General features: G+C 62.8%; 15 protein-coding genes, 1 tRNA gene and 1 pseudogene. 9 read left to right on the top strand and 8 right to left on the bottom strand.

Going from position 1 to position 21,601, the window contains the following annotated elements:
- Positions 1 to 115 precede the first annotated feature (115 nt).
- A complete protein-coding gene (locus BEN49_RS11085) occupies positions 116 to 1,360 on the bottom strand; it encodes a DUF418 domain-containing protein (protein ID WP_094123146.1) in 1,245 nt (414 codons plus the stop codon).
- Between the two features lie 172 nt (positions 1,361 to 1,532).
- Positions 1,533 to 1,766 (bottom strand): hypothetical protein, encoded by a 234-nt coding sequence (locus BEN49_RS11080; protein WP_070743279.1) that lies wholly within the window; start codon positions 1,764 to 1,766, stop codon positions 1,533 to 1,535.
- 522 nt (positions 1,767 to 2,288) lie between these two features.
- Here BEN49_RS11080 and BEN49_RS11075 point away from each other — a divergent pair.
- A complete protein-coding gene (locus BEN49_RS11075; RefSeq protein ID WP_070743274.1) occupies positions 2,289 to 4,433 on the top strand; it encodes an Ig-like domain-containing protein in 2,145 nt (714 codons plus the stop codon).
- Positions 4,415 to 5,467: a T9SS type A sorting domain-containing protein gene (locus tag BEN49_RS11070; RefSeq protein ID WP_070743271.1), complete on the top strand. Its 1,053-nt coding sequence runs from the start codon at positions 4,415 to 4,417 to the stop codon at positions 5,465 to 5,467. Before BEN49_RS11075 ends, BEN49_RS11070 begins: the two co-directional genes overlap by 19 nt.
- A 94-nt stretch (positions 5,468 to 5,561) precedes the next feature.
- Here BEN49_RS11070 and BEN49_RS11065 read toward each other — a convergent pair whose 3' ends face one another.
- The 3 genes from BEN49_RS11065 to BEN49_RS11055 all read right to left on the bottom strand — a co-directional run bounded on the left by BEN49_RS11065 (position 5,562) and on the right by BEN49_RS11055 (position 9,854).
- Positions 5,562 to 6,308, bottom strand: a complete 747-nt coding sequence (locus BEN49_RS11065) for a WecB/TagA/CpsF family glycosyltransferase (protein WP_070743268.1) — start codon at positions 6,306 to 6,308, stop codon at positions 5,562 to 5,564.
- Between the two features lie 106 nt (positions 6,309 to 6,414).
- A complete protein-coding gene (locus BEN49_RS11060) occupies positions 6,415 to 7,824 on the bottom strand; it encodes a sugar transferase (RefSeq protein ID WP_070743265.1) in 1,410 nt (469 codons plus the stop codon).
- Positions 7,825 to 8,189: 365 nt separating this feature from the next.
- The gene (locus BEN49_RS11055) at positions 8,190 to 9,854 is read right to left on the bottom strand and encodes an MFS transporter (protein ID WP_070743262.1); all 1,665 of its coding nucleotides are present in this window, start codon (positions 9,852 to 9,854) and stop codon (positions 8,190 to 8,192) included.
- Positions 9,855 to 10,123: 269 nt separating this feature from the next.
- On the opposite strand from BEN49_RS11055, the gene gltB reads away from it, so the two are divergent.
- Positions 10,124 to 14,653, top strand: a complete 4,530-nt coding sequence (gltB, locus tag BEN49_RS11050) for a glutamate synthase large subunit (protein WP_070743259.1) — start codon at positions 10,124 to 10,126, stop codon at positions 14,651 to 14,653.
- Between the two features lie 135 nt (positions 14,654 to 14,788).
- Complete coding sequence (locus BEN49_RS11045; RefSeq protein ID WP_070743256.1) at positions 14,789 to 16,258, top strand: glutamate synthase subunit beta; 1,470 nt, start codon at positions 14,789 to 14,791, stop codon at positions 16,256 to 16,258.
- A 92-nt stretch (positions 16,259 to 16,350) separates the two neighbouring features.
- Here the strand turns inward: BEN49_RS11045 and BEN49_RS11040 are convergent, their stop codons facing one another.
- A complete protein-coding gene (locus BEN49_RS11040; RefSeq protein ID WP_125916748.1) occupies positions 16,351 to 16,995 on the bottom strand; it encodes a hypothetical protein in 645 nt (214 codons plus the stop codon).
- Between the two features lie 120 nt (positions 16,996 to 17,115).
- Entirely contained in the window at positions 17,116 to 17,787 is a 672-nt protein-coding gene (locus BEN49_RS11035; protein WP_070743247.1) for an HAD family hydrolase, read from the bottom strand.
- A gap of 116 nt (positions 17,788 to 17,903) precedes the next feature.
- Between BEN49_RS11035 and BEN49_RS11030 the strand changes: the two genes are divergently transcribed.
- Entirely contained in the window at positions 17,904 to 18,620 is a 717-nt protein-coding gene (locus BEN49_RS11030) for a 3-ketoacyl-ACP reductase (protein WP_070743245.1), read from the top strand.
- A gap of 168 nt (positions 18,621 to 18,788) precedes the next feature.
- On the opposite strand, the gene BEN49_RS11025 is transcribed toward BEN49_RS11030, so the two are convergent.
- Positions 18,789 to 18,861 (bottom strand) — tRNA-Met (locus BEN49_RS11025).
- 151 nt (positions 18,862 to 19,012) lie between these two features.
- Between BEN49_RS11025 and BEN49_RS11020 the strand changes: the two genes are divergently transcribed.
- From BEN49_RS11020 to BEN49_RS11005, 4 genes and pseudogenes are all read left to right on the top strand, one after another.
- Complete coding sequence (locus BEN49_RS11020) at positions 19,013 to 20,278, top strand: TCR/Tet family MFS transporter (RefSeq protein ID WP_070743244.1); 1,266 nt, start codon at positions 19,013 to 19,015, stop codon at positions 20,276 to 20,278.
- 44 nt (positions 20,279 to 20,322) lie between these two features.
- Positions 20,323 to 20,769, top strand: coding sequence for a hypothetical protein (locus BEN49_RS11015; protein ID WP_070743241.1), 447 nt, complete (start codon positions 20,323 to 20,325; stop codon positions 20,767 to 20,769).
- Positions 20,770 to 20,949: 180 nt separating this feature from the next.
- Complete coding sequence (locus BEN49_RS11010; protein ID WP_070743238.1) at positions 20,950 to 21,324, top strand: BlaI/MecI/CopY family transcriptional regulator; 375 nt, start codon at positions 20,950 to 20,952, stop codon at positions 21,322 to 21,324.
- 2 nt (positions 21,325 to 21,326) lie between these two features.
- Positions 21,327 to 21,601, top strand: a pseudogene (locus BEN49_RS11005) (hypothetical protein); the annotation flags it as partial.

The raw sequence follows: 21,601 nt of genomic DNA, 5'->3' as shown, positions 1-21,601 counted from the left end.
AAGAGTGGTCCGACGACTGAAAAAGTCGCCGGACCACCCCGGTTTGCTCTAAAATTCAAGCGGAAGCAGTGCCATTATGCCGGGCTCAGCCAAGCCGGGATGGGGGCAGGCGGAGCTAAGCGGTCTTGGCTTTCAATCGCAAGGATTGCCTTTCGCCCAGCGTGAGGGAGCGCCACAGCCACTCGACGGGGCCGTACGTGAAGTGCTTCAGCCAATAGGCGCTCGCGCCGACTTGCAGTAAGAATATGGGCAAGCTGAGCAAACAGGCCAGCCACAACTCGCTGGTACGGAGCAGGCCCAGGCCGTAGCCAAAGAACACTAACGAACCTATCAGGGTCTGAAGCAGGTAGTTGGTGAGGGCCATGCGGCCGACCAGTGCCAGGGGCGTGGCTACCCAGCGCCCGGGCCGCGACTGAAACAGCAGCGCCAGGCCGGCAATGTAAAAGCCGGTGGTGGCCACGTTGCCCAAATCACGGACTACGGCGAGCAGGGCGCCGGCGAGTGGGCCCGATAGCTGCGCACCCTCGTGCGCCCGGCCCATTGCCAGGGCCAGGAGCTTCGTGGCGACCAGCAGTAGCAGCGCTCCGCCGACAAACCACCAGAACGCGCCCCGGGCGCTTTCCAGCCGTTCGAAAAGCCGCCGCCGACCGGTGTACAGTCCCAGCAGGAAGAAGCCCAGCGTTTGGAAAATCCGGCCGCTGCCGAATTGAAAATCCAGCGCATCGCCAAACGAGTGCGCGTTGGCCCAAACCGTGGCTGCGTAGCTGCCGTGGGCCAGCGTGCGGTAGGTAGCCTGCGCCTGGGGGTTTGGGGCGCGCGCTGCCGGCTGGGCCGTGGGCGGCGGGGCCGTCCAGGCGCGGTAGGCCTGGAGCGAACGCACGGGCAGGTTAAGCGCCAGTACCAGCGCAAAGGCGAGGACGACGCCGTTGGAAAACCTATTGAAGAGCAGCAGCAGGGCCCCCAGCACCGCATAGATGAGCAGAATATCGCCCCGCCAGTGCAGGTAATGCAGCAAGCCAATGGCCCCCAAGATGCACAGCCGGCGCAGAAACCGCCGAAAAAAAGCGGCGGGCGCAACGTGCGAGCGGCTGATCATCAGCGAAAAGCTCAGGCCGAATAAAAAAGAAAAAAGGGCGTAAAACTTATCCACAAAAAGCAGCTCTACCTTCCCGGTTACCAGGCCGTTGAGGTAACCGGCGGCATGCGTTGCGTACAGCTGACTGGGCAGGGCATCGGGCGCGAACCAGCGGCTGCAATGCACCACCAGAATACCCAACAGGGCCCCTCCCCGCAGGGCATCAACGGTCTGTAGGCGAGCGGCTTTGGCTTGTTTGGCGGGGTCGGGTAGGGAAGGGGTCAAAGCAGGCGGTGAAGTGAAAGCAAGGCCGCTAAATAAGCGGACCAGCTTGCAAATACATTGTGGTTGGGTTGGGGCCCCTATCCAGGGCCCCGGCCATCTGGGCGAAGGCGGGGTGATGCTACAAAACGAATACGGGGCGCTAGCAGTTGTCGGCGCGGCCACTGAGCAATTGTCAACAGTAGCAAGCGCGGGGTACGCCCCAGCGCCGCAAAATGTTCAGCGCCAAGCGGTCGGTGCCGCAACCGTCGCCGAAGGTGAGCAGGGCGTACTTACCGGCCGGGCCGGGGCCGCGCAGCATACCGGCCGGCGCCACAAAGGCGTAGCTGTGCGCCACAAAGTAGGCCACGAATCGCTCAAACGCCCGCACGGCGATGCGTTGTTGTGGGTCTGCCTCGTGCCCGGCCATCGCGGCCTCGTCTTCGAATCATACACGTAATATGAACGCCAGCAGTGCCGGCTGCTCGGGGCCGGGGCTACGTTCGTCGGGGCGGTTGGGAGCATGCCTCCAGGCAAAAGCAATCACAGGTTATTGGGAGCGGTAGAGAGCAGATGCACGTCTTTACGCCTTAATAATAAGCGGGATACGAAATAATGGCAACGGGCGTTATGGCCGCCGGTCAGCCCGGGTTGGTAGCATCGGTTAACACTGGATAGGCCGGAATATTAGTCTGCTAATATTGACTTTTACCACTATTCAATTGCATGTGAAAATGCAATCTTGTGTATTAAAGGGCAACTTATATAATTTTGGCTCAGGTGTTTATGAACAATAGAATTTCATATCTTTGCCTACGGCTTTTTTACGTTTTATAACATTTTTAATTAATTCAGGAAATCATACTCCTGGCGGCTTATGTTAAAAACCGATAAAATCACTGCTTTCGCTACTCGCAAACATGCGCCCGCAGCTAGCGTACGGGCCTTTTTGATGCTGGCGGCAGCCGGCCTGCCGCTGGTTTCGGCGCAAGCCCAAACGGTAACTTACGCTGATCCAATTGTAATAACCAAAGGCGGCACCTACACCGGCAACTACCGGAGCAACGATTCGGGGAAGCCGGCCGTGCTGGTGAACACCAACGAGCCCGTGGTGCTCGACGGGTGCAACATAGCCGGGGCGGGCAACCTGATCCAGGCCGGTGAAGGGGCCAACCTGACGGTGCGTAACTGCCGCGGCCAGGGCCTGACGCCCAGCGTAGACAACCAGGCCCCCGGCCGTTTCCTCGATTCGTACCGGGCCCAGCGCCTGGTGGTGGAACACAACGCCTTTGTGCAAACCAGCGGCATTGTGGTGAACCGCTGGAGCGGTACCGGGGCCCCCGGCCAAACCCTGACGGTGCGCTACAACCGGGCCCGCAACATTGACGGGCGCTGGCGCAACGGTGGCAGTACCCGCAGCAGCTTTCTGATTCTGAACACGGTGCAGCACCTGGCCGGCGTCGATGTGGCCTACAACGAGGTCATCAACGCCCCCAACCAGAGCTTGGTGGAGGACAACATCAACCTCTACAACACGTCGGGCGCAGCCGGCAGCCCGGTGCACGTGCACGACAACTTTGTGCGTGGGGCGTACCCGTTTCCAGCCACCGACGGCCAGTTTACCGGCACGGGCCTGACCACCGACGGCGACGCCGGGGCCCTGGAAGGGGCCGCGGCTTACATTGAAGCCGACCATAACCAGTTTGTAAGCACCTGCAACGCGGCGATGAACATTGCCGCCGGCCACGACGTGTATTATCATGACAACCGTCTGGTAACCAGTGCATTGTTGCCGGATGGCTCGCGCCTAAAGGCCACCTACGCCGCCACGGCCGTGTTCAACTACTACCAGCAGCTGGCAACACTGTTCTTCAACAACCGAATTGAAAACAACGTCATCGGCTTCGTGCGGTGGGGGGCCAACAACCCTTTTCCCGACCGCCAGGACCTGAGCCCGGGCAACTGCGCCACGTGCGCTGGCACGGTGCACCTGCCCAACCCTATTACGCTGGCCACTGAGGACAATGAAGCCACCCTGTGGGCCCAGAAGCTCCAGCAGAACGGCGTGGTGGTGGGGCCCCTGGGGGCCGCTGCGGCCCCGGCGCCAGCCCCGACGGCCCCAGTTGTGGTAGCCAACGGCCAGGTGGTTAACCCTGGCTTTGAGGCCGACGGGGCCGCCTCGCGCACGCCCACGGGCTGGCAGGCTACCTCCGATGTTGATGCCGAATACAGCGAATCGTACGCTGGGGGCCACACGGGTACTTACCACGGCACCCACTACCGCTCCTCAGCCTACGAGGTGTACACCTACCAGGTGGTCGGTGGCCTGGCAAACGGCACGTATGCCTTCAGCGCCTGGGTGAAAAGCAGCGGGGGCCAGGCCGCCGCCCAAATGCGGGCCAGCAATTACGGGGGCCCTGTGCTGACCGCCAACCTGGCCGCTACCCCCGGCGGCGTGGCGGCCCCGGGCTGGGTGCTGCTCACCGTGGCCAACATTGCGGTGACCAACGGCCAGTGCGAAATCGGCTTTTACTCGAAGGCTGACGGCGGGCAGGCCATCTATTTTGACGATGTGACCCTGGCCCCCCAGCAGAACGCTGGCCGCAACGCCGCGCCCACCGTGGCGCTGAGCGCCGCCACTAGCCTTGCGCTGGGCCAGTCCCTGGCCCTGAGTGCCACGGCCGCCGACGCCGACGGCACGGTGGCCAAGGTAGATTTTTTCAACGGCACGACCAAGCTGGGTGAGGATGCCGGGGCCCCTTACCAGCTGAGCTGGACGCCCACCGCCGCCGGCACGTACACCCTCACCGCCGTGGCCACCGACAACGCCGGGGCCAGCACCACCTCAGCCGCCGTGGCCGTGGTGGTGGCGGCATCGGCGGCGGCGCCAGTAAGCCCCGGCACCAACCTGGTGGCCAACCCCGGCTTCGAAGCCGGTGGCTTGCCCACAGAAAGACCCACCGGCTGGCAAACCGCCACCGGCCCGAACACTAACGGCAACGCCGACTATACCGAGGTGTATCCCGGGGGCCACGCTGGCCTCTACCACGCACGCACTACCGCCCCGAAGCCTACGAGGTGTACACCTACCAGGTAATCAAAGGCTTGCCAACGGGTACTTACACGCTGCGGGCCTGGGTGAAGAGTGCCGGTGGCCAGCCCCGGGCTGAAATGCGCGCCAGCAACTACGGCGGCAACATGCGCACCGCCAACCTTAGCACCGGCACCAGTGGCTGGACGCTGGTGCAAATTCCAAACATCAACGTAGCGAACGGGCAGGCTGAAATTGGCTTCTACTCCAACGCCCAGGGCGGGCAATGGCTGTACTTCGACGACGTGGAGTTCGTGCTCCAGCCCGCTGCGGTGGGGGCCAACACCGTGCTGAACCCCAGCTTCGACGACGACCTGATTGGGCTGTGGCCCCCCCGCCAGTGGACGACCCAGACCTTCGGCTTCACACCGCCCTACGCCAGCTTCACCGAGGCCTACCCCGGGGCCCACTCGGGGGTGTTTCATGGCACGCACTACCGCCCGCTTGCCTACGAAGTATATACCTACCAAGTAGTTAAGAATCTGCCAGCGGGTGCTTACGTGCTGCGAGCCTGGGTGAAGAGCAGCGGCGACCAGGAGCGGGCCGAGCTGCGGGCCAGCAATTACGGCGGCGCGGTGGTGAGCGCCGCGGTCCCCGCTACCCCCGACGGGCAATGGGTGCAAATCGCGGTGCCAAACATTGCGGTGAGCAATGGCCAGTGCGAAATTGGCTTTTATTCCAAAGCCAAAGGCGGCCAGAGTGTCTACTTCGACGACGTGGAGCTGGTGCTGCAAAGCAGTGCCTCGGCAACGAGCGCAACGGCGGGCATGGCCGCCAGTGCACTCGCCGGGGGCCCCACACTCTTCCCCAACCCAGCCGATGGCCAGGTAACGGTGTCCGTCAATTTCACGCAGGCTACCTCCGTCACGCTGGTGATAATGGACATGCAGGGCAACCCCATGGTCCGCTCACAGCAGCAAGCCACGGTTGGCGATAATCAATTCGCGCTCAATACCAGCAACTTGCCCAGCGGCATCTACGCCCTGCAAATTCAGAGCAGCCAGCCCACGATGGTGCAGCACCTGGAAGTGAAGCACTAGGGCCCTGGCCCGTGAAAAGGGCGGGGAGGCCCGGGGCAGCTACTGCTGCTCCGGGCCTCCCCGCCCTTTTTATTATGTCTTCTTAACGCCTTGGTTATTTCTTGGCTAGCGACGTGCGGGCTAGCATAAAAAGGAAGCGCGAGTTAGTGACCAGGTAGCGCTTCCAGAGCCGGCGGGGCTCCAGCCAGAGACGGTAGGCCCACTCCATCCACAGGCGGCGGGCCCACACGGGCAGGCGCTGCTCCAAGCCGGCGTACACCAAAAATGCCTGGCCCACGCCCAGCATGCAGGCCTTTACCTGGCCGCGGTGCGCGGCCATCCAGCGCTCCTGCCGGGGGCAACCCAAGGCCACAAATAGCAGGTCCGGGTCGGCGGCGTTGATGGCGGCCACGTGGGCGGCTTCCTCCTCGGGGGTAAGGGCGCGAAAGGGCGGGGCGCAGGTGCCCACCAGGCGCAGGGTGGGCAGCTCGCGCTTGGCCCGCTTCACAATGGCGGCGAGCACGTCGTCGGTAGTGCCGTAGAAGTACACCGACTGGCCGCGGCGGGCGGCTTCTTCCATCAGGGCGGGCACCAGGTCCATGCCGGCCACGCGCTCCTGGGGGTGGCCGCCGCGCCAGCCGGCCACGCTGGCCACGGGTCCCCCGTCGGGGGTCACGAGGTCAGCCTCGGCCAGCACCTTACGGAAGCTGGGGTCGCGGTGGGCTTCTACTACCATGTGCACGTTGGCGCAGCACACGTAGGCTGACTGGCGGGCCGCTCCCAGTTGCAGGATGCGGTCTACAAATTCCTCAAAGGGCCCCGTGGTGATGGGGGAATCAATAACAGTTTGCGTCGATAACATGAGCGCTAAAATAAGGGGCAGGCGTAATTAAATAGCTAGAATTAAAATACTAAGTAATAGGATTATATGCTTTCAAATAACAAGCAGTTGCCTTGCCGTTGATTGCTTATGGCTGACTATTTAGTACGCATTCTTCTCGCCGGCCACCATGTTCCACACCGTCTTGCCGATGATTTTTATATCGAGCAGCAGCGACCAGTTCTCCACGTATTCCAGGTCGTACTCCACACGCTTCTCCATGGCACCGGCGGCGCGGGTTTCGCCGCGGTGGCCGTTCACCTGGGCGTGGCCCGTGATGCCGGGCGTCACGGCGTGGCGCTGGGCGTAGGTGTGAATGTGCTTGGAGTATTCTTCCAACTGCGACACCATGTTGGGTCGGGCCCACCACCGACATGTGGCCGAGCCACACGTTGAAGAACTGCGGAATCTCGTCGAGGCTCGACGAGCGCAGGAAGCGGCCCACGCGCGTTACCCGGGCATCGCCCTTGGTGGCCTGCAGCTCGGTACCGCCCGTAGTCGTGCTCATGGAACGCAGCTTGTAGCAAGGAAATAACTTGTTGCGCTTACCCGGCCGCATCTGTTTAAAGAACACGGGGCCCGGCGAATCCAGCTTGATGATCAGCGCCAGGATGGGTAGTAAAATCGGGAACACGCCCACGATAACCAGGCCCGAAAACACGAGGTCGAAGCCGCGTTTGGCAATTTGGTTGGTGCGGAACGCCAGCGGGTGGCGGCGCACCGTGAGGATGGGGCCCCGGCCGTGGTAGTGCACGTTCACGCCCTTGTGCAGGGTGCCTTCGAAGTCGGGCAAAATGCGGAAGGCCATGAAGTGGTCGTCAGCAAAAGTGGACAAGTCCGAAATCAGATCGGACTCGTTGAGGGGCATGGCGAAGTACATTTCATCGACCTGCTCCTGCTCGCAAAAATTCTTGAGGTCGGCCAAGCCGCCGCGCACCAATGGCTGGAGGTCGGCCGATACGGGCTCGTCGGTAAAGAAGCCTAGGAACTGGTTGGCTACCGGGTCGTGCAACGTCAGGAACTGGTGCATTTCGCGGCCGCTGCGGCTGGCGCCCACAATCACGAAGCGGCTGTGGGGCCGGGCCAGCCGGTAGCGGTAGGTGCGGTAGAAGAATGCCACCAGCAGGCGCCCGCTCACCACGGCCGTACCAGCTACGGCGTACAGCAGCACGATGTAGCGAATGGGCAACAGCCGCACTTGCAGCAGCAAAATACCTGCCGTGAGCACCACCGCGTGAATCAGCAAGGCCAGCACCAGGGCCCAGAATTTCTCCGAGTACGTCGTGAGACGGTCCAGTGAGGTGGGGTTAGTGACCTGGCCCGCCACAATCCACCACAGCAAGGCGAAAACGGCGAAGAACAACGGGTAGTCGCCGCCGAACTGCCAGTCGCCACGGTGGTGGAATTCAACGAAGCGGAAAGCTCCAAAAATAAGTAGGACATCGGCGGCCAACAGAATCATCTGATTGACTTGCGTGCGGCGTTCGTAGAGGATCATATTAACAGGGATAAGTAGCGGTATAGCGGGGTGTTCGTGCCCGGTATCAATTTATTATGCGGTTCTCGGGGGCACATACGGAGTGGAAGCCCGATTAGCTTCACCAATTATGACTTAATGTATATCTAATTGTAAATTTCATAAAAGCAACCCGTTGCGTAGGAATTTTAATTGGAATAATAATATTTAAAAAACAGGATTTATCCTGAGGTGAAAATGTATTATACCTATTCCCAGCGTTTCAGTGCATATTTTTAACTAATTAAGAACAAATATATGTGTAAGTAGATATTAATGCAAGAAATTGTTATTATTAAACTTTTACCTGCACTTAAGGTGGGTGTTCTCAAAGCATGTGCCAAAAATTAGTGAGTTAGTTCTACGTTGGGGTAAGGGGCGGCCACTTCCACGGGCACGTTGATGGCCGTGGGGAAGGCCAGGAAGTGCGCCACGCGGGGCGGCTCGGGGTCCCGGTGGTACTGGCGCACCTGCTCCTCCACCGCCTGGTCGTCGCGGGTGAAGCGGTGGTGCTGGCGCAGGTGCTCGCCCCAGGTGGCCACGGTGAAAAACTCGGTGATGCGCGCGGGGTCGGCCAGGTCGGCAAACACGCCGGCGCGCAGGGCTCCGTCGCGCAGGCGCAGGCGCGAGAGGCGGTTGGCCACCGGCTGGAAGGCGGCCCAGTCGGCGGGGTCAATGCGGTAGGTAATCATTACCACCACCGGGCCGTCGTCGGGGTCGGCGGGGCCGTCTGCCACGGGTGGGTCGAGCCAAGGCTCGGCGGGGTCGAGGTCGAGATTGTCGGCCGCTTTAAGGGGGTAGGGGAAGGCCAGCAGGGCGCTGGCGGCCATCCAGCCAGCGGCCGCGCACAGGGCCACCTGCGGGCTGAAGTAGTCGGCCAGCTCGCCCCAGGCCAGGCTGCCGAGGCTCATGCCCGCCTGAAACAGCAGCATATAGATGCTCACCACCCGGGCCTGCACCCACTTGGGCACGTTCAGCTGCACGGTGGTGCTGAAGCTGGTCATGGCCATGAGCCAGGCCGTGCCCGACACGAACATAATGGGCCCCAGCACGGCGGTATTTTCGATGAAGGCCAGGCTCAGGTTGGTGCCCACGAAGGTGAGCCCGCCCAGCAGCACCCGCTGGTTGAGGCTGATGCGCTCCCCCGCCCGGCCCATCAGAAAGGCGCCCGCCACGGCCCCGGCGCCCAGCCACGAGAGCATGCTGCCGTAGTGGCCCGCGCTCAGGTGCAGCTTGCGGGCGATGACGACCGAGAGCAGCGCCCACATGGCGCTGGCCCCGAACCCGAACGCAAATACCCGCACCAGCACCGCGTGAATGGGCGGTGCGTAGTGCACATAGCGCATGCCCGCCCGCAGGGCCCCCAGGAAGTGCTCGGCGGGGCCCTGGCTTTCCTCAGCGTCGCGCTTCCAGAAGTAGATGACCGCGAATGTGCCCAGGAATGACACGCCGTTGAGCATGAACACCCAGCCCGGCGAGTAGTAGGCGATGACCACGCCGCCCAGCGCCGGCCCAATGGCCCGGGCAATGTTGTTGCTCACGCCGTTCAGCGTGATGGCGAAGGGCAGCACCGGGCGCGGCACCAGCTCGGTGGTTACGGTTTGCCACACTGGGCCGTTCAGCGCCGAGCCCATGCCTAGTAAAAAGGTGAAGCCCAGCACCCCGAAGGCCGACACCTGCCCGCCCAGCGTGAGGGCCCCCAGCAGGGTGGCCACCACGGCCATGAAGCCCTGCGTGCCCAGTAGCAGCTTGCGGCGGTCGGCCAGGTCGGCCAGGGCCCCGCCGGGCAGGCTCAGCAGAAAGGCGGGCAGGCTGGTGGCGGTTTGCATCAGGGCCACGAGCAGGGCCGAGGTGGTGAGGGTGGTCACGAGCCACACGCCGGCCACGTTTTGCATCCAGGTGCCCACGTTGGAGGCGAGCGATGCAATCCACACGGCCCGGAACACGTGGTAGGCCAGGGGGCTCCACATGGTGGCCCGGGCGGGCGGAGCGGGGGTAAGGGAAGGGGTCATCGGGGAAATAACAGCACGGACCAGCTTACGGATTTGGGGCCCAGGGTACGCCGCCCGGGGCATTTGGGGCTCGATACGGTACTTTAGAAATAGTAAACTAGTAAAAAATTGATTAGGCGAAAACCGCGCTTTGTAATACTTTAACGCGCAGTGCTTTGGCCACCCCATCCGTTGGGGCAACCCGGGCACACCGGCCGGGGCCCCCAGGGGCCCCGGGCCAACGAAAAGCAGGGCGGCATCTATTTGACAATCAAATAACTAACAATAGCATGACGGTTGACCACAACGCTGCTTCGGCGGGCCTGTACCGCCCGGAGTTTGAGCACGACGCCTGCGGCACGGGCTTCATCACGTCCATCACCGGGCGCAAGTCGCACCAGATGGTGGTGGACGCGCTGACCATGTTGGAAAACATGGAACACCGCGGCGCCTGCGGCTGCGACCACGACTCGGGCGACGGCGCGGGCCTGCTGCTGCAAATCCCGCACTGGTTCCTATTAGAGGAGTGCCTGGCCCTCGACATTCAGCTGCCCGAGCCCGGGGCCTACGCCGTGGGCCAGGCCTACTTGCCCAAGGACGCCGCCGCCCGCGCCACCGCCCGGGGCCTCATCGACGCGGCCGCGCAGCAACTGGGCCTGCGCATCCTGGGCTACCGCCCGGTGCCCGTGAACCCGGCCGGCATCGGCGTCACGGCCCTCAGCGGCGAGCCGGTGATGGAGCAGGTGTTCGTGGCCCGGCCCGTGGACGTGGCCACCACCGCAGACTTCGAGCGCAAGCTCTACGTGTTGCGCCGCCTCATTGTGCACAAGGTGAAGGAGGTGCTGCCCGGGGGCCTCGACGACCTGTACTTCGCCTCGTTCTCGTGCCAGACCATCGTATATAAAGGCCAGCTTACCACCTACCAGGTGCGCGGCTACTACCCCGACCTCACCGACGAGCGGGTGACGACGGCCTTCGGCCTGATTCACTCGCGCTTCTCGACCAACACGTTCCCAAGCTGGCGGCTGGCGCAGCCCTTCCGCTACCTGGCCCACAACGGCGAGATTAATACCCTGCGCGGCAACCTGAACTGGTTCTACGCCGGCCTGCAAACCTACGCCTCGCCCTACTTCACGGCCGAGGAAATGGAGATGCTGCTGCCCGTGATTGACGCCGGGCAGTCGGACTCGGCTTGCCTCGACAACATTGTGGAGCTGCTGCTGCACTGCGGCCGCGCCCTGCCCCACGTGATGATGATGCTGGTGCCCGAGGCCTGGGACGGCAACGAACAGATGGACCCGCTGAAAAAGGCGTTCTACGAGTTCCACGCCACCTTCATGGCCCCCTGGGACGGCCCGGCGGCCCTCAACTTCACCGACGGCCGCCTCGTGGGGGCCATGCTCGACCGCAACGGCCTGCGCCCGCTGCGCTACGTCGTCACCAACGACGGGCGGGTGCTGGTGGCTTCCGAGGCGGGCGTGCTGCCCATCCCGGAGGACATCATCCTGGAGAAAGGGCGCTTGCAGCCGGGCAAGATGTTCGTGGTGGACACCGTGGCCGGCGAAATCATCACCGACGCCGAAATCAAGCACCAGGCCGCCAGCCGCCAGCCCTACGGCGACTGGCTGCGCAACTACCAGATCCGGCTCGACGAGCTGGAGGACCCCCGCCAGGTGTTTTCGGACCTCGGCGCGGCGGCCGTGCTCAAGTACCACCAGGCCTTCGGCTACACCCGCGAGGACATCGAAACCGTCATCCTCCCCATGGCCCTGGAGGGTAAGGAGGCCATTGGCTCGATGGGCGTGGACGTGCCCCTGGCCGTGCTCTCCGACCAGCCCCAGCACCTGAGCAGCTACTTTAAGCAGTTCTTTGCGCAGGTTACGAACCCGCCCATCGACCCCATTCGGGAGCGGCTGGTGATGAGCCTGGCCACCTTCATCGGCAATAACGGCAACATCCTCGACGAGGACAAGATGCACGGGCACTGCGTGGCCCTGCGCCACCCCATCCTCGTCAACCACCAGCTCGAAAAGCTGCGCAGCATCGACACCGGCCTGTTCCACGCCAAAACGCTCCAGACCTACTTCAAGGCCGACGGCAAGCCCGGCTCGCTCGAAGCTGGCCTGGCCCGCTTGTGCCGCTACGCGGAGGACGCCGTGAACGACGGCTTCGAGGTACTGATTCTCTCCGATAGGGCCCTGGACTCGGAGCACGCGCCCATCCCGTCGCTGCTAGCCGTGTCGGCGGTACACCACCACCTCATTCGGCTCAGCCGCCGCAGTGCCGTGGGCCTCGTGGTGGAGGCCGGCGACGTGTGGGAAGTGCACCACTTTGCCTGCCTGCTGGCTTTCGGGGCCACCGCCATCAACCCCTACCTGGCGCTGGCCACCATCCAAACTACGCACTTGGATGGCCGCCTTGAAACCCGCCTGGAGGGCCCCCAGCTGATCAAAAACTACGTGAAGGCCGTGAACGACGGCCTGCTGAAGATTTTCTCCAAGATGGGCATTTCGACCCTGCTCTCGTACCACGGGGCCCAGGTGTTCGAGATTCTGGGCATCAATCAGGAAGTGGTGGACCGCTACTTCACCGGGGCCGTGACGCGCATTGGAGGCCTGGGGCTGGACGAGATTGCCCGCGAGACTTTGTACAAGCACTTCCAGGGCTTCCGCAGCAACACGCCGCCCGAGGCTGAGGTGCTCGGCGACGGCGGCTTCTACCAGTGGCGGCGGCGCGGCGAGGCGCACATGTTCAACCCCGAAACGGTGCACCTGCTCCAGCTCGCCACCCGCACCAACAACTACGCCACCTACCAGCGCTACGCCAAGCTGCTGAACGATCACCCCAGCCAGGCCTTCAGCATCCGGGGCCTGCTCGACTTTGCCCAGCACCGCGAGGCCATTGCGCTTGAAGAAGTGGAGCCGGCGGAGGTGATTATGAAACGCTTCGCTACCGGGGCCATGTCGTTTGGCTCCATCTCGCACGAGGCGCACAGCACCCTGGCCATTGCCATGAACCGCATCGGCGGCAAGAGCAACACCGGCGAGGGCGGCGAAGACCCCATGCGCTTCGAGGTGATGGAAAACGGCGACTCCATGCGCTCGGCCATCAAGCAGATTGCCTCGGCCCGCTTCGGCGTCACGGCCCACTACCTCACCAACGCCGACGAGCTGCAAATCAAGATGGCCCAGGGCGCCAAGCCCGGCGAGGGTGGGCAATTGCCTGGCCACAAAGTAGATGAGTGGATTGCCAAGGTGCGCCACGCCACGCCCGGCGTGGGCCTGATTTCGCCGCCGCCCCACCACGACATCTACTCCATCGAAGACCTGGCCCAGCTGATTTTCGACCTGAAAAACGCCAACCGCGCCGCCCGCATCAACGTGAAGCTGGTGAGCAAGGCGGGCGTGGGCACCATCGCGGCCGGCGTGGCCAAGGCCCACGCCGACGTGATTCTGATTTCGGGCTACGACGGCGGCACCGGGGCCTCGCCGCTCAGTAGCATCCGCCACGCGGGCCTGCCCTGGGAGCTGGGCCTGGCCGAAGCCCACCAGACGCTGGTGCGCAACCAGCTGCGCAGCCGCGTGGTGCTGCAAGCCGACGGCCAGCTCAAAACCGGCCGCGACCTGGCCGTGGCCGCCCTGCTGGGGGCCGAGGAGTGGGGCGTAGCCACGGCCGCCCTCATCGCCGGGGGCTGCGTGATGATGCGCAAGTGCCACCTCAACACCTGCCCCGTGGGCGTGGCCACCCAAGACCCTGAGCTGCGCAAGCTGTTCACCGGCCAGCCCGAGCACATCGTCAACCTATTCCGCTTCCTGGCCGAAGAGCTGCGCGAAATCATGGCCTCGCTGGGCTTCCGTACCGTGAACGAGATGGTGGGCCGCTCGCAGTTCCTCAAGCGCAAGGCCGGCATCGGCCATTGGAAAGCCAAGCAGGTTGACCTGAGCGGTGTGCTTTACCCGGCCCCCAACCCCACCGGCGCCACCCTCTATAAGAGCGAAGACCAGGACCACGGCATCGCCGACGTACTCGACTGGGAGCTGCTAGCCCGGGCCCAACCCGCGCTCGACTACCAGCGGCTGGTATTCGGCTCGTTCGACGTGCGCAACACCGACCGCACGCTGGGCACGCTGCTCTCCAACGAAATCACGAAGCGCTACCACGCCGCTGGCTTGCCCGAGGGCACCATCCACTTCCGGTTCAAAGGCTCGGCGGGGCAGAGCTTCGGGGCGTTTGCGGTCAAAGGCTTGTCCTTCAGCTTGGCCGGCGAAGCCAACGACTACGTGGGCAAGGGCCTCTCCGGGGCCCAGCTGGCCATCTTCCCGGCGCCGGAAAGCAAGCTGGTGCCCGAGAACAACATCATCATCGGCAACGTGGCGCTGTACGGCGCCACTTCCGGGGCCCTGTTTGCCCGCGGGCAGGCTGGCGAGCGGTTCGCGGTGCGCAACTCGGGCGCTACGGCGGTGGTCGAAGGCGTGGGCGACCACGGCTGCGAGTACATGACCGGCGGTAGGGCCCTCATCCTGGGCAAAACCGGGCGCAACTTCGCCGCCGGCATGAGCGGCGGCATCGCCTGGATCTACGACCCCGACGGCGTGTTCCCCGAAAACTGCAACCTGGAAATGGTGGAACTCGAAGGCCTCACGGCCGACGACGAAGACCAAATCCAGGCCCTATTGCGCCGCCACCACGAGCTAACCGGCAGCGACAAAGCCGCTTTCCTGCTCGCCAACTGGCCCGAAGAAACCGGCCGCTTCGTGAAGGTGTTCCCCTCGGAATACAAAAAGGTGCTGCAACGGGCACAGCTGCAAGCCGCGGGCTAGGGGCCCTATTAATTAAATAAATCATTGTCATTCCGAACGCAGTGAGGAATTTGATGACTGCTCCCTCAGGCGGTGAAGCCAGATTCTCACTGCGTTCGGAATGACAATCCTTTAAAATTTCAACTAATCCCCGCAATGGGCAACATCACCGGTTTCAAGCAATTCGAGCGCGCACTGCCCGCCAAGGAGGCCCCGCAGGTGCGCACCACCAACTACCAGGAGTTCATCGGCCTGTACCCGCCCGAGGCGCTGCACCAGCAGGCGGCCCGGTGCATGAACTGCGGCATCCCGTTTTGCCACTCGGGCTGCCCGCTGGGCAACATCATCCCTGAGTTCAACGAGGCCGTGTACCGGCAGGACTGGGAGGACGCCTACCAGATCCTCACCACCACCAACAACTTCCCCGAGTTCACGGGCCGCATCTGCCCCGCGCCCTGCGAGTCGGCCTGCGTGCTGAGCATCCACAGCACGCCGGTGGCCATCGAGGAAATCGAGAAGCACATCATCGAAATTGCCTTCGAGAAAGGCTACGTGCACCCCACCGCGCCGGTGCTGAAAACCGGCAAAACGGTGGCCGTGGTGGGCTCGGGGCCCGCCGGGCTGGCGGTGGCCGCGCAACTGGCCAAGGCCGGCCACACCGTCACGGTGTTCGAGCGCGACGAGCAGCCCGGGGGCCTGCTGCGCTACGGCGTGCCCGATTTCAAGCTGGAGAAATGGGTGATTGACCGCCGCATCGAGCTGATGGAAAAGGACGGCATCACGTTCCGCTGCAACGTGGAAGTGGGCCGCGACCTGCCCGCCGCCGAGCTCCAGCGCAGCTTCGACGCCGTGGTGCTGGCCGGCGGCGCCATTGCCCCGCGCGACCTGCCGCTGCCCGGCCGCGAACTGGCCGGCATCCACTACGCCATGGACTACCTCGGCCAGCAAAACCGCCGCGTGAGCAGCATCCCCGTCCAGGGCCCCGACATCCTGGCCACGGACAAGCACGTGGTGGTGATTGGCAGCGGCGACACGGGTTCCGACTGCGTGGGTACCGCCAACCGCCAGCAGGCCACCGCCGTGGCCCAGTTCGCCCTCATGAACCAGCCTTCCAACGAGCGGCCGGCCCACACACCCTGGCCGCACTACCCCACGGTGTTCCGCACCAGCAGCTCGCACGAAGAGGGCTGCCAGCGCCACTGGGGCATCAGCACCAAGGCGTTTCTGGGCGACGAAAACGGCCACGTTAGGGCCCTGCAAGTGAGCGACGTGACCTGGGAAACCGACGCCATGGGCCGCCGCCTCACCTCAGAAGAAGTGCCAAACTCGACCCGCGAAATTCCCTGCGAGCTGGTGCTGCTGGCCATGGGTTTCCAAGCCAATCCCTACGAGGGCGTGCTGGCCCAGCTCGGCGTAGCCGTGGACGCCAATGGCCTTGTGAAAGCGCCCGAAACCACCTACCAAACCAGCGTGCCCAGCGTGTTCGTGGCCGGCGACATGCGCCGCGGCCAGTCGCTGGTCGTCTGGGCCATTTCCGAAGGCCGCGAAGCCGCCCGTCAAATCGACTTGTTCCTAACGGGGCAGACGGCACTGCCAAGCAAGAACGCGGTGGGCATGTTTGCGTGAAATAATTAGTCCTGTTTCTTAAGATCACAGACAAGTACGCCGTGCGGTGCTGCACGGCGTACTTGTCTGTGATTTTTTATTTATTGTAATAATTAAAAACCGTGGAAATCGGGATTGTGCAAGCTTACCTTGGGTCCTAAGCTAACTTGGACCAAGCTGTCAATTTTTTTATCACTGTAATTATACTTACTGCTGTCATAAATAAATTCCCAGTCATAATTGTATTCTGGCTTGTAACCGTTATGAGTGGTTTGACTAATTCCCACACCTTGAATTTCAATAGTGTATTCTGACAAGCTTTTGCCATCCAAATAAATTATGCCTGTGTTGTCAACAAAGTTTAACTGTTTATCAAACAAGTCCTTTTTAGTGAATTTATCGGCTTTGAAACCGCTACTATCTTTTATAATAATTGTGTAGTCACTTTTATTATTCAAAATGTTTATAATTGCCTTTCTGCTATCATACTTGAATTTTGCTGATATTAATAAAAATGCAGATACAAATAGTATTAATTCTAATATACTGACTGTTAATATTTTTCTGAATTTATCAATCAGTAGTCTATCAATCATGATAGTAACTACAGCAGCTAAAAATAAATAGATGTATAATAATGCTATAAGACTCTCGCCACCTTTTAATGTTAACGAGTAGAGAAAGGCTGGAATACTGTAGATTATCGCAAGGCTGCTTGTTAATAGCCCAAGGGTAGGCCTACGAAAAATATTCCACATAGAAGTTGGCATTTATAAACTAGGCTGTAGGATGCAGGAGTGAATCAATTTAGCGCGAGTTATCATACGTTAAATCTAAAATAGATTAGGAGATAAAGCGCTAGCTGGGTGCATATTCACTCATTCCACCAAATCCAGCACGTCGCGCACGTCGCTAATGTGGTGCTGGGGCCCCAGGGCCATGCAGGTAACGGCGTCGCCGAAGCCGTAGGCGGCCCAGCAACTCGGCACGCCGGCGCTGCGGGCGAAAAGTAAGTCGGAGGGCGTGTCGCCAATCATTAGCATGTTGGTGGCAGGCGTACCCAGGAAGTGTGGCTGCACTACTTCGTAGAACATGTCGGGGGCTGGCTTGAGGGCCAAGGCGCGGCCAGGAAAGCTGCCCTCGCCCACAATGAGCGAGGCGTAGCGGCGCAAGTCGAGCCGGTCGAGCGACGTGCCCAGGGTGACGATGTTCTTGTTGCTGACGTAGGCCAGGCCGTAGCCGGCGGCTTGCAGCTCGGCCAGCACTTCGGGGGCCCCGGCGAAGGGTTGCACCAGCGGTTCGCCCTCGGCGGCGTAGATGGCGCGGTAGGCGGGCACCCAGGCCGATACGTCGGCGTCGGTGCCGGTGGGGTGCAGCAGGTTCAGGATTTCGAGGGTGGGCAGGCCCAGCGTCACCACTTCATCAAGGGCGGCCGTGGTGGGCACCGGCGCGCGGTGCAGGCGGAATACTTGCTGGAGGCTGTGGTAAATGGCCTGGCGGGTGTCGCACAGGGTGCCGTCGTAGTCGAAAAGTAGTGTGGAATAGGGCATGCGCAAAGAAAGCGCGCGCCGCTGGCCCCGCGTGGGGCCCTGGCGCGCCAAGGTGAAGCCCTAAAACCCCTGGGGGCCCCCACGGTTATACGGGGCCCTATTAAACGAACAAAAACATGGAATCCCTCAAAGGAAAAATCGCCCTGGTAACCGGCGCCGGCAAAGGCATCGGCCGCGCCACGGCCGTGGCCCTGGCCCACGAAGGCGTGCACGTGGGCCTGCTGGCCCGCACCGAAAGCCAGCTGCAAGAAGTAGCCAAGGAACTGCAAGCCCTGGGCGTGAAAACCGCCGTGGCCGCCGCCGACGTGGCCGACCGCGCCGCCGTGGAAGCCGCCGTGGCCCAGATTCAGCAGGCTCTGGGGCCCATCGACATCCTCATCAACAACGCCGGCATCGGCACCTTCGCCAAGTTCCTCGAGATGGAGCCGGCTGACTGGGAGCACATCATCCAGGTGAACCTGATGGGCGTGTACTACGTGACGCGCGCCGTGCTGCCGAGCATGCTGGAGCGGCAAACGGGCGACATCATCAACGTGGCCTCCACCTCGGGGCAGCGCGCTTCGGCGGGCAGCAGCGCCTACAGCGCCAGCAAGTTTGCCCTACTGGGCCTCACCGAGGCGCTGATGCAGGAGGTGCGCAAGCAGAACATCCGCGTGTCGGCCCTCACGCCGAGCACGGTGGCCACGGAACTGGCCATGGGCAGCGGCCTCACCGACGGCAACCCCGAAAAAGTGATGCAGCCCGAAGACCTGGCTGAGTTCATGGTGGCACAGCTCAAGCTCAACCGCCGCATCTTCATCAAGGAAGCCGGCATGTGGAGCACCAATCCGTAAGGAGTTGGCCCGCCAACAGAAAAGGCCGGGGCCCCACGTGGGGCCCCGGCCTTTTCTATTAGCGCCAAAAGCAAGCAGGACCTTTCGGCCGCTGGCAAACCCCTTGGCTTCTAGCTGAATCGAATAACAAAAAAAGGCCGTTTTCCTGTCGGAAAACGGCCTTTTAGGTAGCGGGGATAGGACTCGAACCTATGACCTTTGGGTTATGAGCCCAACGAGCTACCAACTGCTCCACCCCGCACTGTTTGTAATACAAAGGTAATACAAATTTTAAGAAAAGCCGCAAAATGTGCGCAATTGGTGCGGTGGACGACCCGAAACGGTGAGTATCAGCGCGAAAAAATGCAACGGCGGGGGCGGAGCGGCTATTTTTGCGGGTCTTTTCGCCGCTTATGCCCGCTCCTAGCTCTTCGCCCCGTCCCGCCGCCCTGGGTTTTATTTTCGTCACCATACTCATCGACGTCATTGGGATTGGCATCATCATTCCGGTGCTGCCCAAGCTGCTCGAGCAGCTCACGGGCGAGGGCATCAGCCGGGCGTCGGTGTACGCGGGGTGGCTGTCGTTTGCCTACGCGGGGGCCCAGTTTCTGTGCGCGCCGGTGGTGGGGGCCCTAAGCGACCGGCTGGGGCGGCGGCCGGTGCTGCTGGCCGCGTTGCTAGGGTTGGGGCTTGATTACGTGTTTCTTAGCTTCGCGCCCACGTTGGCCTGGCTGTTTGTGGGCCGGGTGCTGGCGGGCATCACGGGGGCCAGCTTCACCACGGCCACGGCCTACATCGCCGACATCAGCACGCCCGAAAAGCGCAGCCAGAACTTCGGGTTGGTGGGGGCGGCCTTTGGGGTAGGCTTTATCATCGGGCCGGCGCTGGGCGGGGTGCTGGCCACCTGGGGGCCCCGGGTGCCGTTTATGGCCGCGGCGGTCCTGAGTTTGGTCAACTTCTGCTACGGCTACTTCGTGCTGCCCGAGTCGCTGCCCGCCGACCGGCGGCGGCCCTTCGCCTGGTCCCGCGCCAACCCCGTGTCCTCGCTGCTGCGGCTGGGGCGCTACCCGGTCATCCTGGGGCTGGTGGCTTCGCTGGTGCTCATCTACTTGGCTGGCTCGGCCACGCAGTCCATCTGGACGTTCTACACCATCTACAAGTTTGGCTGGGGGACCAAGCTGGTGGGCTACTCGTTGGGCGCGGTGGGTTTGTTCACGGCCCTGGTGCAGGGCGGGCTGGTGCGGGTGGCCATCCCGAAGCTGGGGGCCCCGCGCGCCATTGTGGTGGGGCTACTGTGCTACGCGCTTGGTTTTGTGCTATTTGCCTTCGCCACGCGCGGCTGGATGATGTTTGCCTTTTTGGTGCCGTACTGCTTAGGCGGCATCGCGGGGCCGGCGTTGCAGGGCACCATTTCGGGCCAGGTGCCGGCCACCGAGCAGGGCGAGTTGCAGGGGGCCCTCACCAGCCTCATCAGCCTCACCGGCGTGGTGGGGCCCCTGTTCATGACGCACCTGTTTGCCGTCTTTACCGGGCCCGGCGCGGCGGTTGAGTTCCCTGGGGCCCCGTTTGCGCTGGGGGCCGTGCTCACCTTGGCCAGCGCCGTGCTGGCCCTGCGCACGCTGCGCAAGTACCCTGCCGCCACCGCGGACGCGGCCGGCCCGGTGGCGGCCCTACACTAGCTTTGGGGAAGCCCCATTTTCGTTATCCTGTTTTATCTATTTTTATGTCTATACCCGATTCGCAGGCCTTGCTCGACATCGTGCACCGCGCCGACCTCGGCATTCTGGTGGGCCGCTGGGGTTACCAGCCCGACCCAGCGGCCCTGCCCGCCGCTTATGAGCGCCTGACGGCCCACGCCCACGCCGCCGACTGCCGCTACTGGCTGCAAGACATCCGCCGCCGCACTGCCAACGACCCGGCCACCACCGCGTGGCTGCTCAGCGAGTACTTCCCCGCCATGGCCCTTCGGCTCGGGCCCCAACTGTGCGTGGCCTACCTCACCAGCCCGGCCCTGCACCAGGCCATACGGGAGGGCCCCGGGTTTGCCGACGTGGGGGACTACGAGGGCCGGCCGTTCGCGGTGGCCTTTTTCGGCGACGAGGGCGCGGCCGTGGCGTGGCTGTACGCGCAGCAACAAAGCCAAGATGCGGTCAGCAGATCCGCCACTTAAAGTAGCCGTTAGGAGGGAGCCGTTGAGGCCCCGGCGCGTGCGCATGGCGCCGGGGGTAAGGCGCGCTGAGCAGAGTGTTCGGGAAACGGGGCTAACCAGCGGTAAAAAAATATTTTCGGCGCGGCAGAACATCTATTACGATTGTTTCGTAGATTTACGAAACAATCGTAATTCAACTTGATGGAACGCCTCACCCAACCCGAAGAAGATGCCCTACGCGCCCTGTGGCCCCTGCCCAGCGGGGCCTTCGTGAAGGACGTGCTCGACGGCCTGCCCGCCCCGCGCCCGCCCTACACCACGCTGGCCAGCACCCTGCGCAACCTGGAGCGCAAGGGCTACGTGCACGCCGAAAAGCTCGGCAACTCCTTTCGCTTCAGCCCCCTGGTATCGGCCGACGACTACCAGCGCCGCTCGCTGGGGGCCCTGGTGAAGGAGCATTTCCGCGGCTCCTATAAGGAGTTGGTGTCCTTCTTTGCCAAGGAGGAGAAGGTTAGCGCCGCCGATTTGCAAGACATTCTCCGCCTCATCGAGGGCGGCGACAAAAAGGCCGAGTAGCCATGCTGTCCGCGCCGTTGCTCTACCTGCTCAAGGCCCACGCGGTGCTGCTGCTGTTTGCGGCGGCCTACTTCGGGCTGCTGCGCCCGCTCACGTTTTTCACGCTGAACCGGGCGTACTTGGCGTTTGCGCTGCTGTTTGCCGCCGCCTACCCGGCCCTGCCCATGCCTGCGCTGTGGCCGGCCGCCGCCCCCGCCCCCGCCGTGGCCTGGGTGCTGGCCGAGCTGCCCGCCGGGGCCCCCGCGGCGGCGCTGCCCATCCCGGGGCCCCCACTGGC

The organism is Hymenobacter coccineus (genome assembly GCF_001816125.1).
Taxonomy (GTDB): domain Bacteria; phylum Bacteroidota; class Bacteroidia; order Cytophagales; family Hymenobacteraceae; genus Hymenobacter; species Hymenobacter coccineus.
The sequence above is the reverse complement of the archived record's forward strand: the minus strand, read 5'-3'. Positions and strand labels throughout refer to the sequence as shown.

What these genes read in the sequence shown, in the direction of transcription:
- BEN49_RS11060 (WP_070743265.1), bottom strand. Translation starts at nt 7,824, where the DNA reads ATGATCCTCTACGAACGCCGCACGCAAGTCAATCAGATGATTCTGTTG.
- BEN49_RS11075 (WP_070743274.1), top strand. Translation starts at nt 2,289, where the DNA reads ATGCTGGCGGCAGCCGGCCTGCCGCTGGTTTCGGCGCAAGCCCAAACG.
- BEN49_RS11040 (WP_125916748.1), bottom strand. Translation starts at nt 16,995, where the DNA reads ATGTGGAATATTTTTCGTAGGCCTACCCTTGGGCTATTAACAAGCAGC.
- BEN49_RS11055 (WP_070743262.1), bottom strand. Translation starts at nt 9,854, where the DNA reads ATGACCCCTTCCCTTACCCCCGCTCCGCCCGCCCGGGCCACCATGTGG.
- gltB (WP_070743259.1), top strand. Translation starts at nt 10,124, where the DNA reads ATGACGGTTGACCACAACGCTGCTTCGGCGGGCCTGTACCGCCCGGAG.
- BEN49_RS11030 (WP_070743245.1), top strand. Translation starts at nt 17,904, where the DNA reads ATGGAATCCCTCAAAGGAAAAATCGCCCTGGTAACCGGCGCCGGCAAA.
- BEN49_RS11080 (WP_070743279.1), bottom strand. Translation starts at nt 1,766, where the DNA reads ATGGCCGGGCACGAGGCAGACCCACAACAACGCATCGCCGTGCGGGCG.
- BEN49_RS11015 (WP_070743241.1), top strand. Translation starts at nt 20,323, where the DNA reads ATGTCTATACCCGATTCGCAGGCCTTGCTCGACATCGTGCACCGCGCC.
- BEN49_RS11065 (WP_070743268.1), bottom strand. Translation starts at nt 6,308, where the DNA reads ATGTTATCGACGCAAACTGTTATTGATTCCCCCATCACCACGGGGCCC.
- BEN49_RS11045 (WP_070743256.1), top strand. Translation starts at nt 14,789, where the DNA reads ATGGGCAACATCACCGGTTTCAAGCAATTCGAGCGCGCACTGCCCGCC.
- BEN49_RS11020 (WP_070743244.1), top strand. Translation starts at nt 19,013, where the DNA reads ATGCCCGCTCCTAGCTCTTCGCCCCGTCCCGCCGCCCTGGGTTTTATT.
- BEN49_RS11010 (WP_070743238.1), top strand. Translation starts at nt 20,950, where the DNA reads ATGGAACGCCTCACCCAACCCGAAGAAGATGCCCTACGCGCCCTGTGG.
- BEN49_RS11035 (WP_070743247.1), bottom strand. Translation starts at nt 17,787, where the DNA reads ATGCCCTATTCCACACTACTTTTCGACTACGACGGCACCCTGTGCGAC.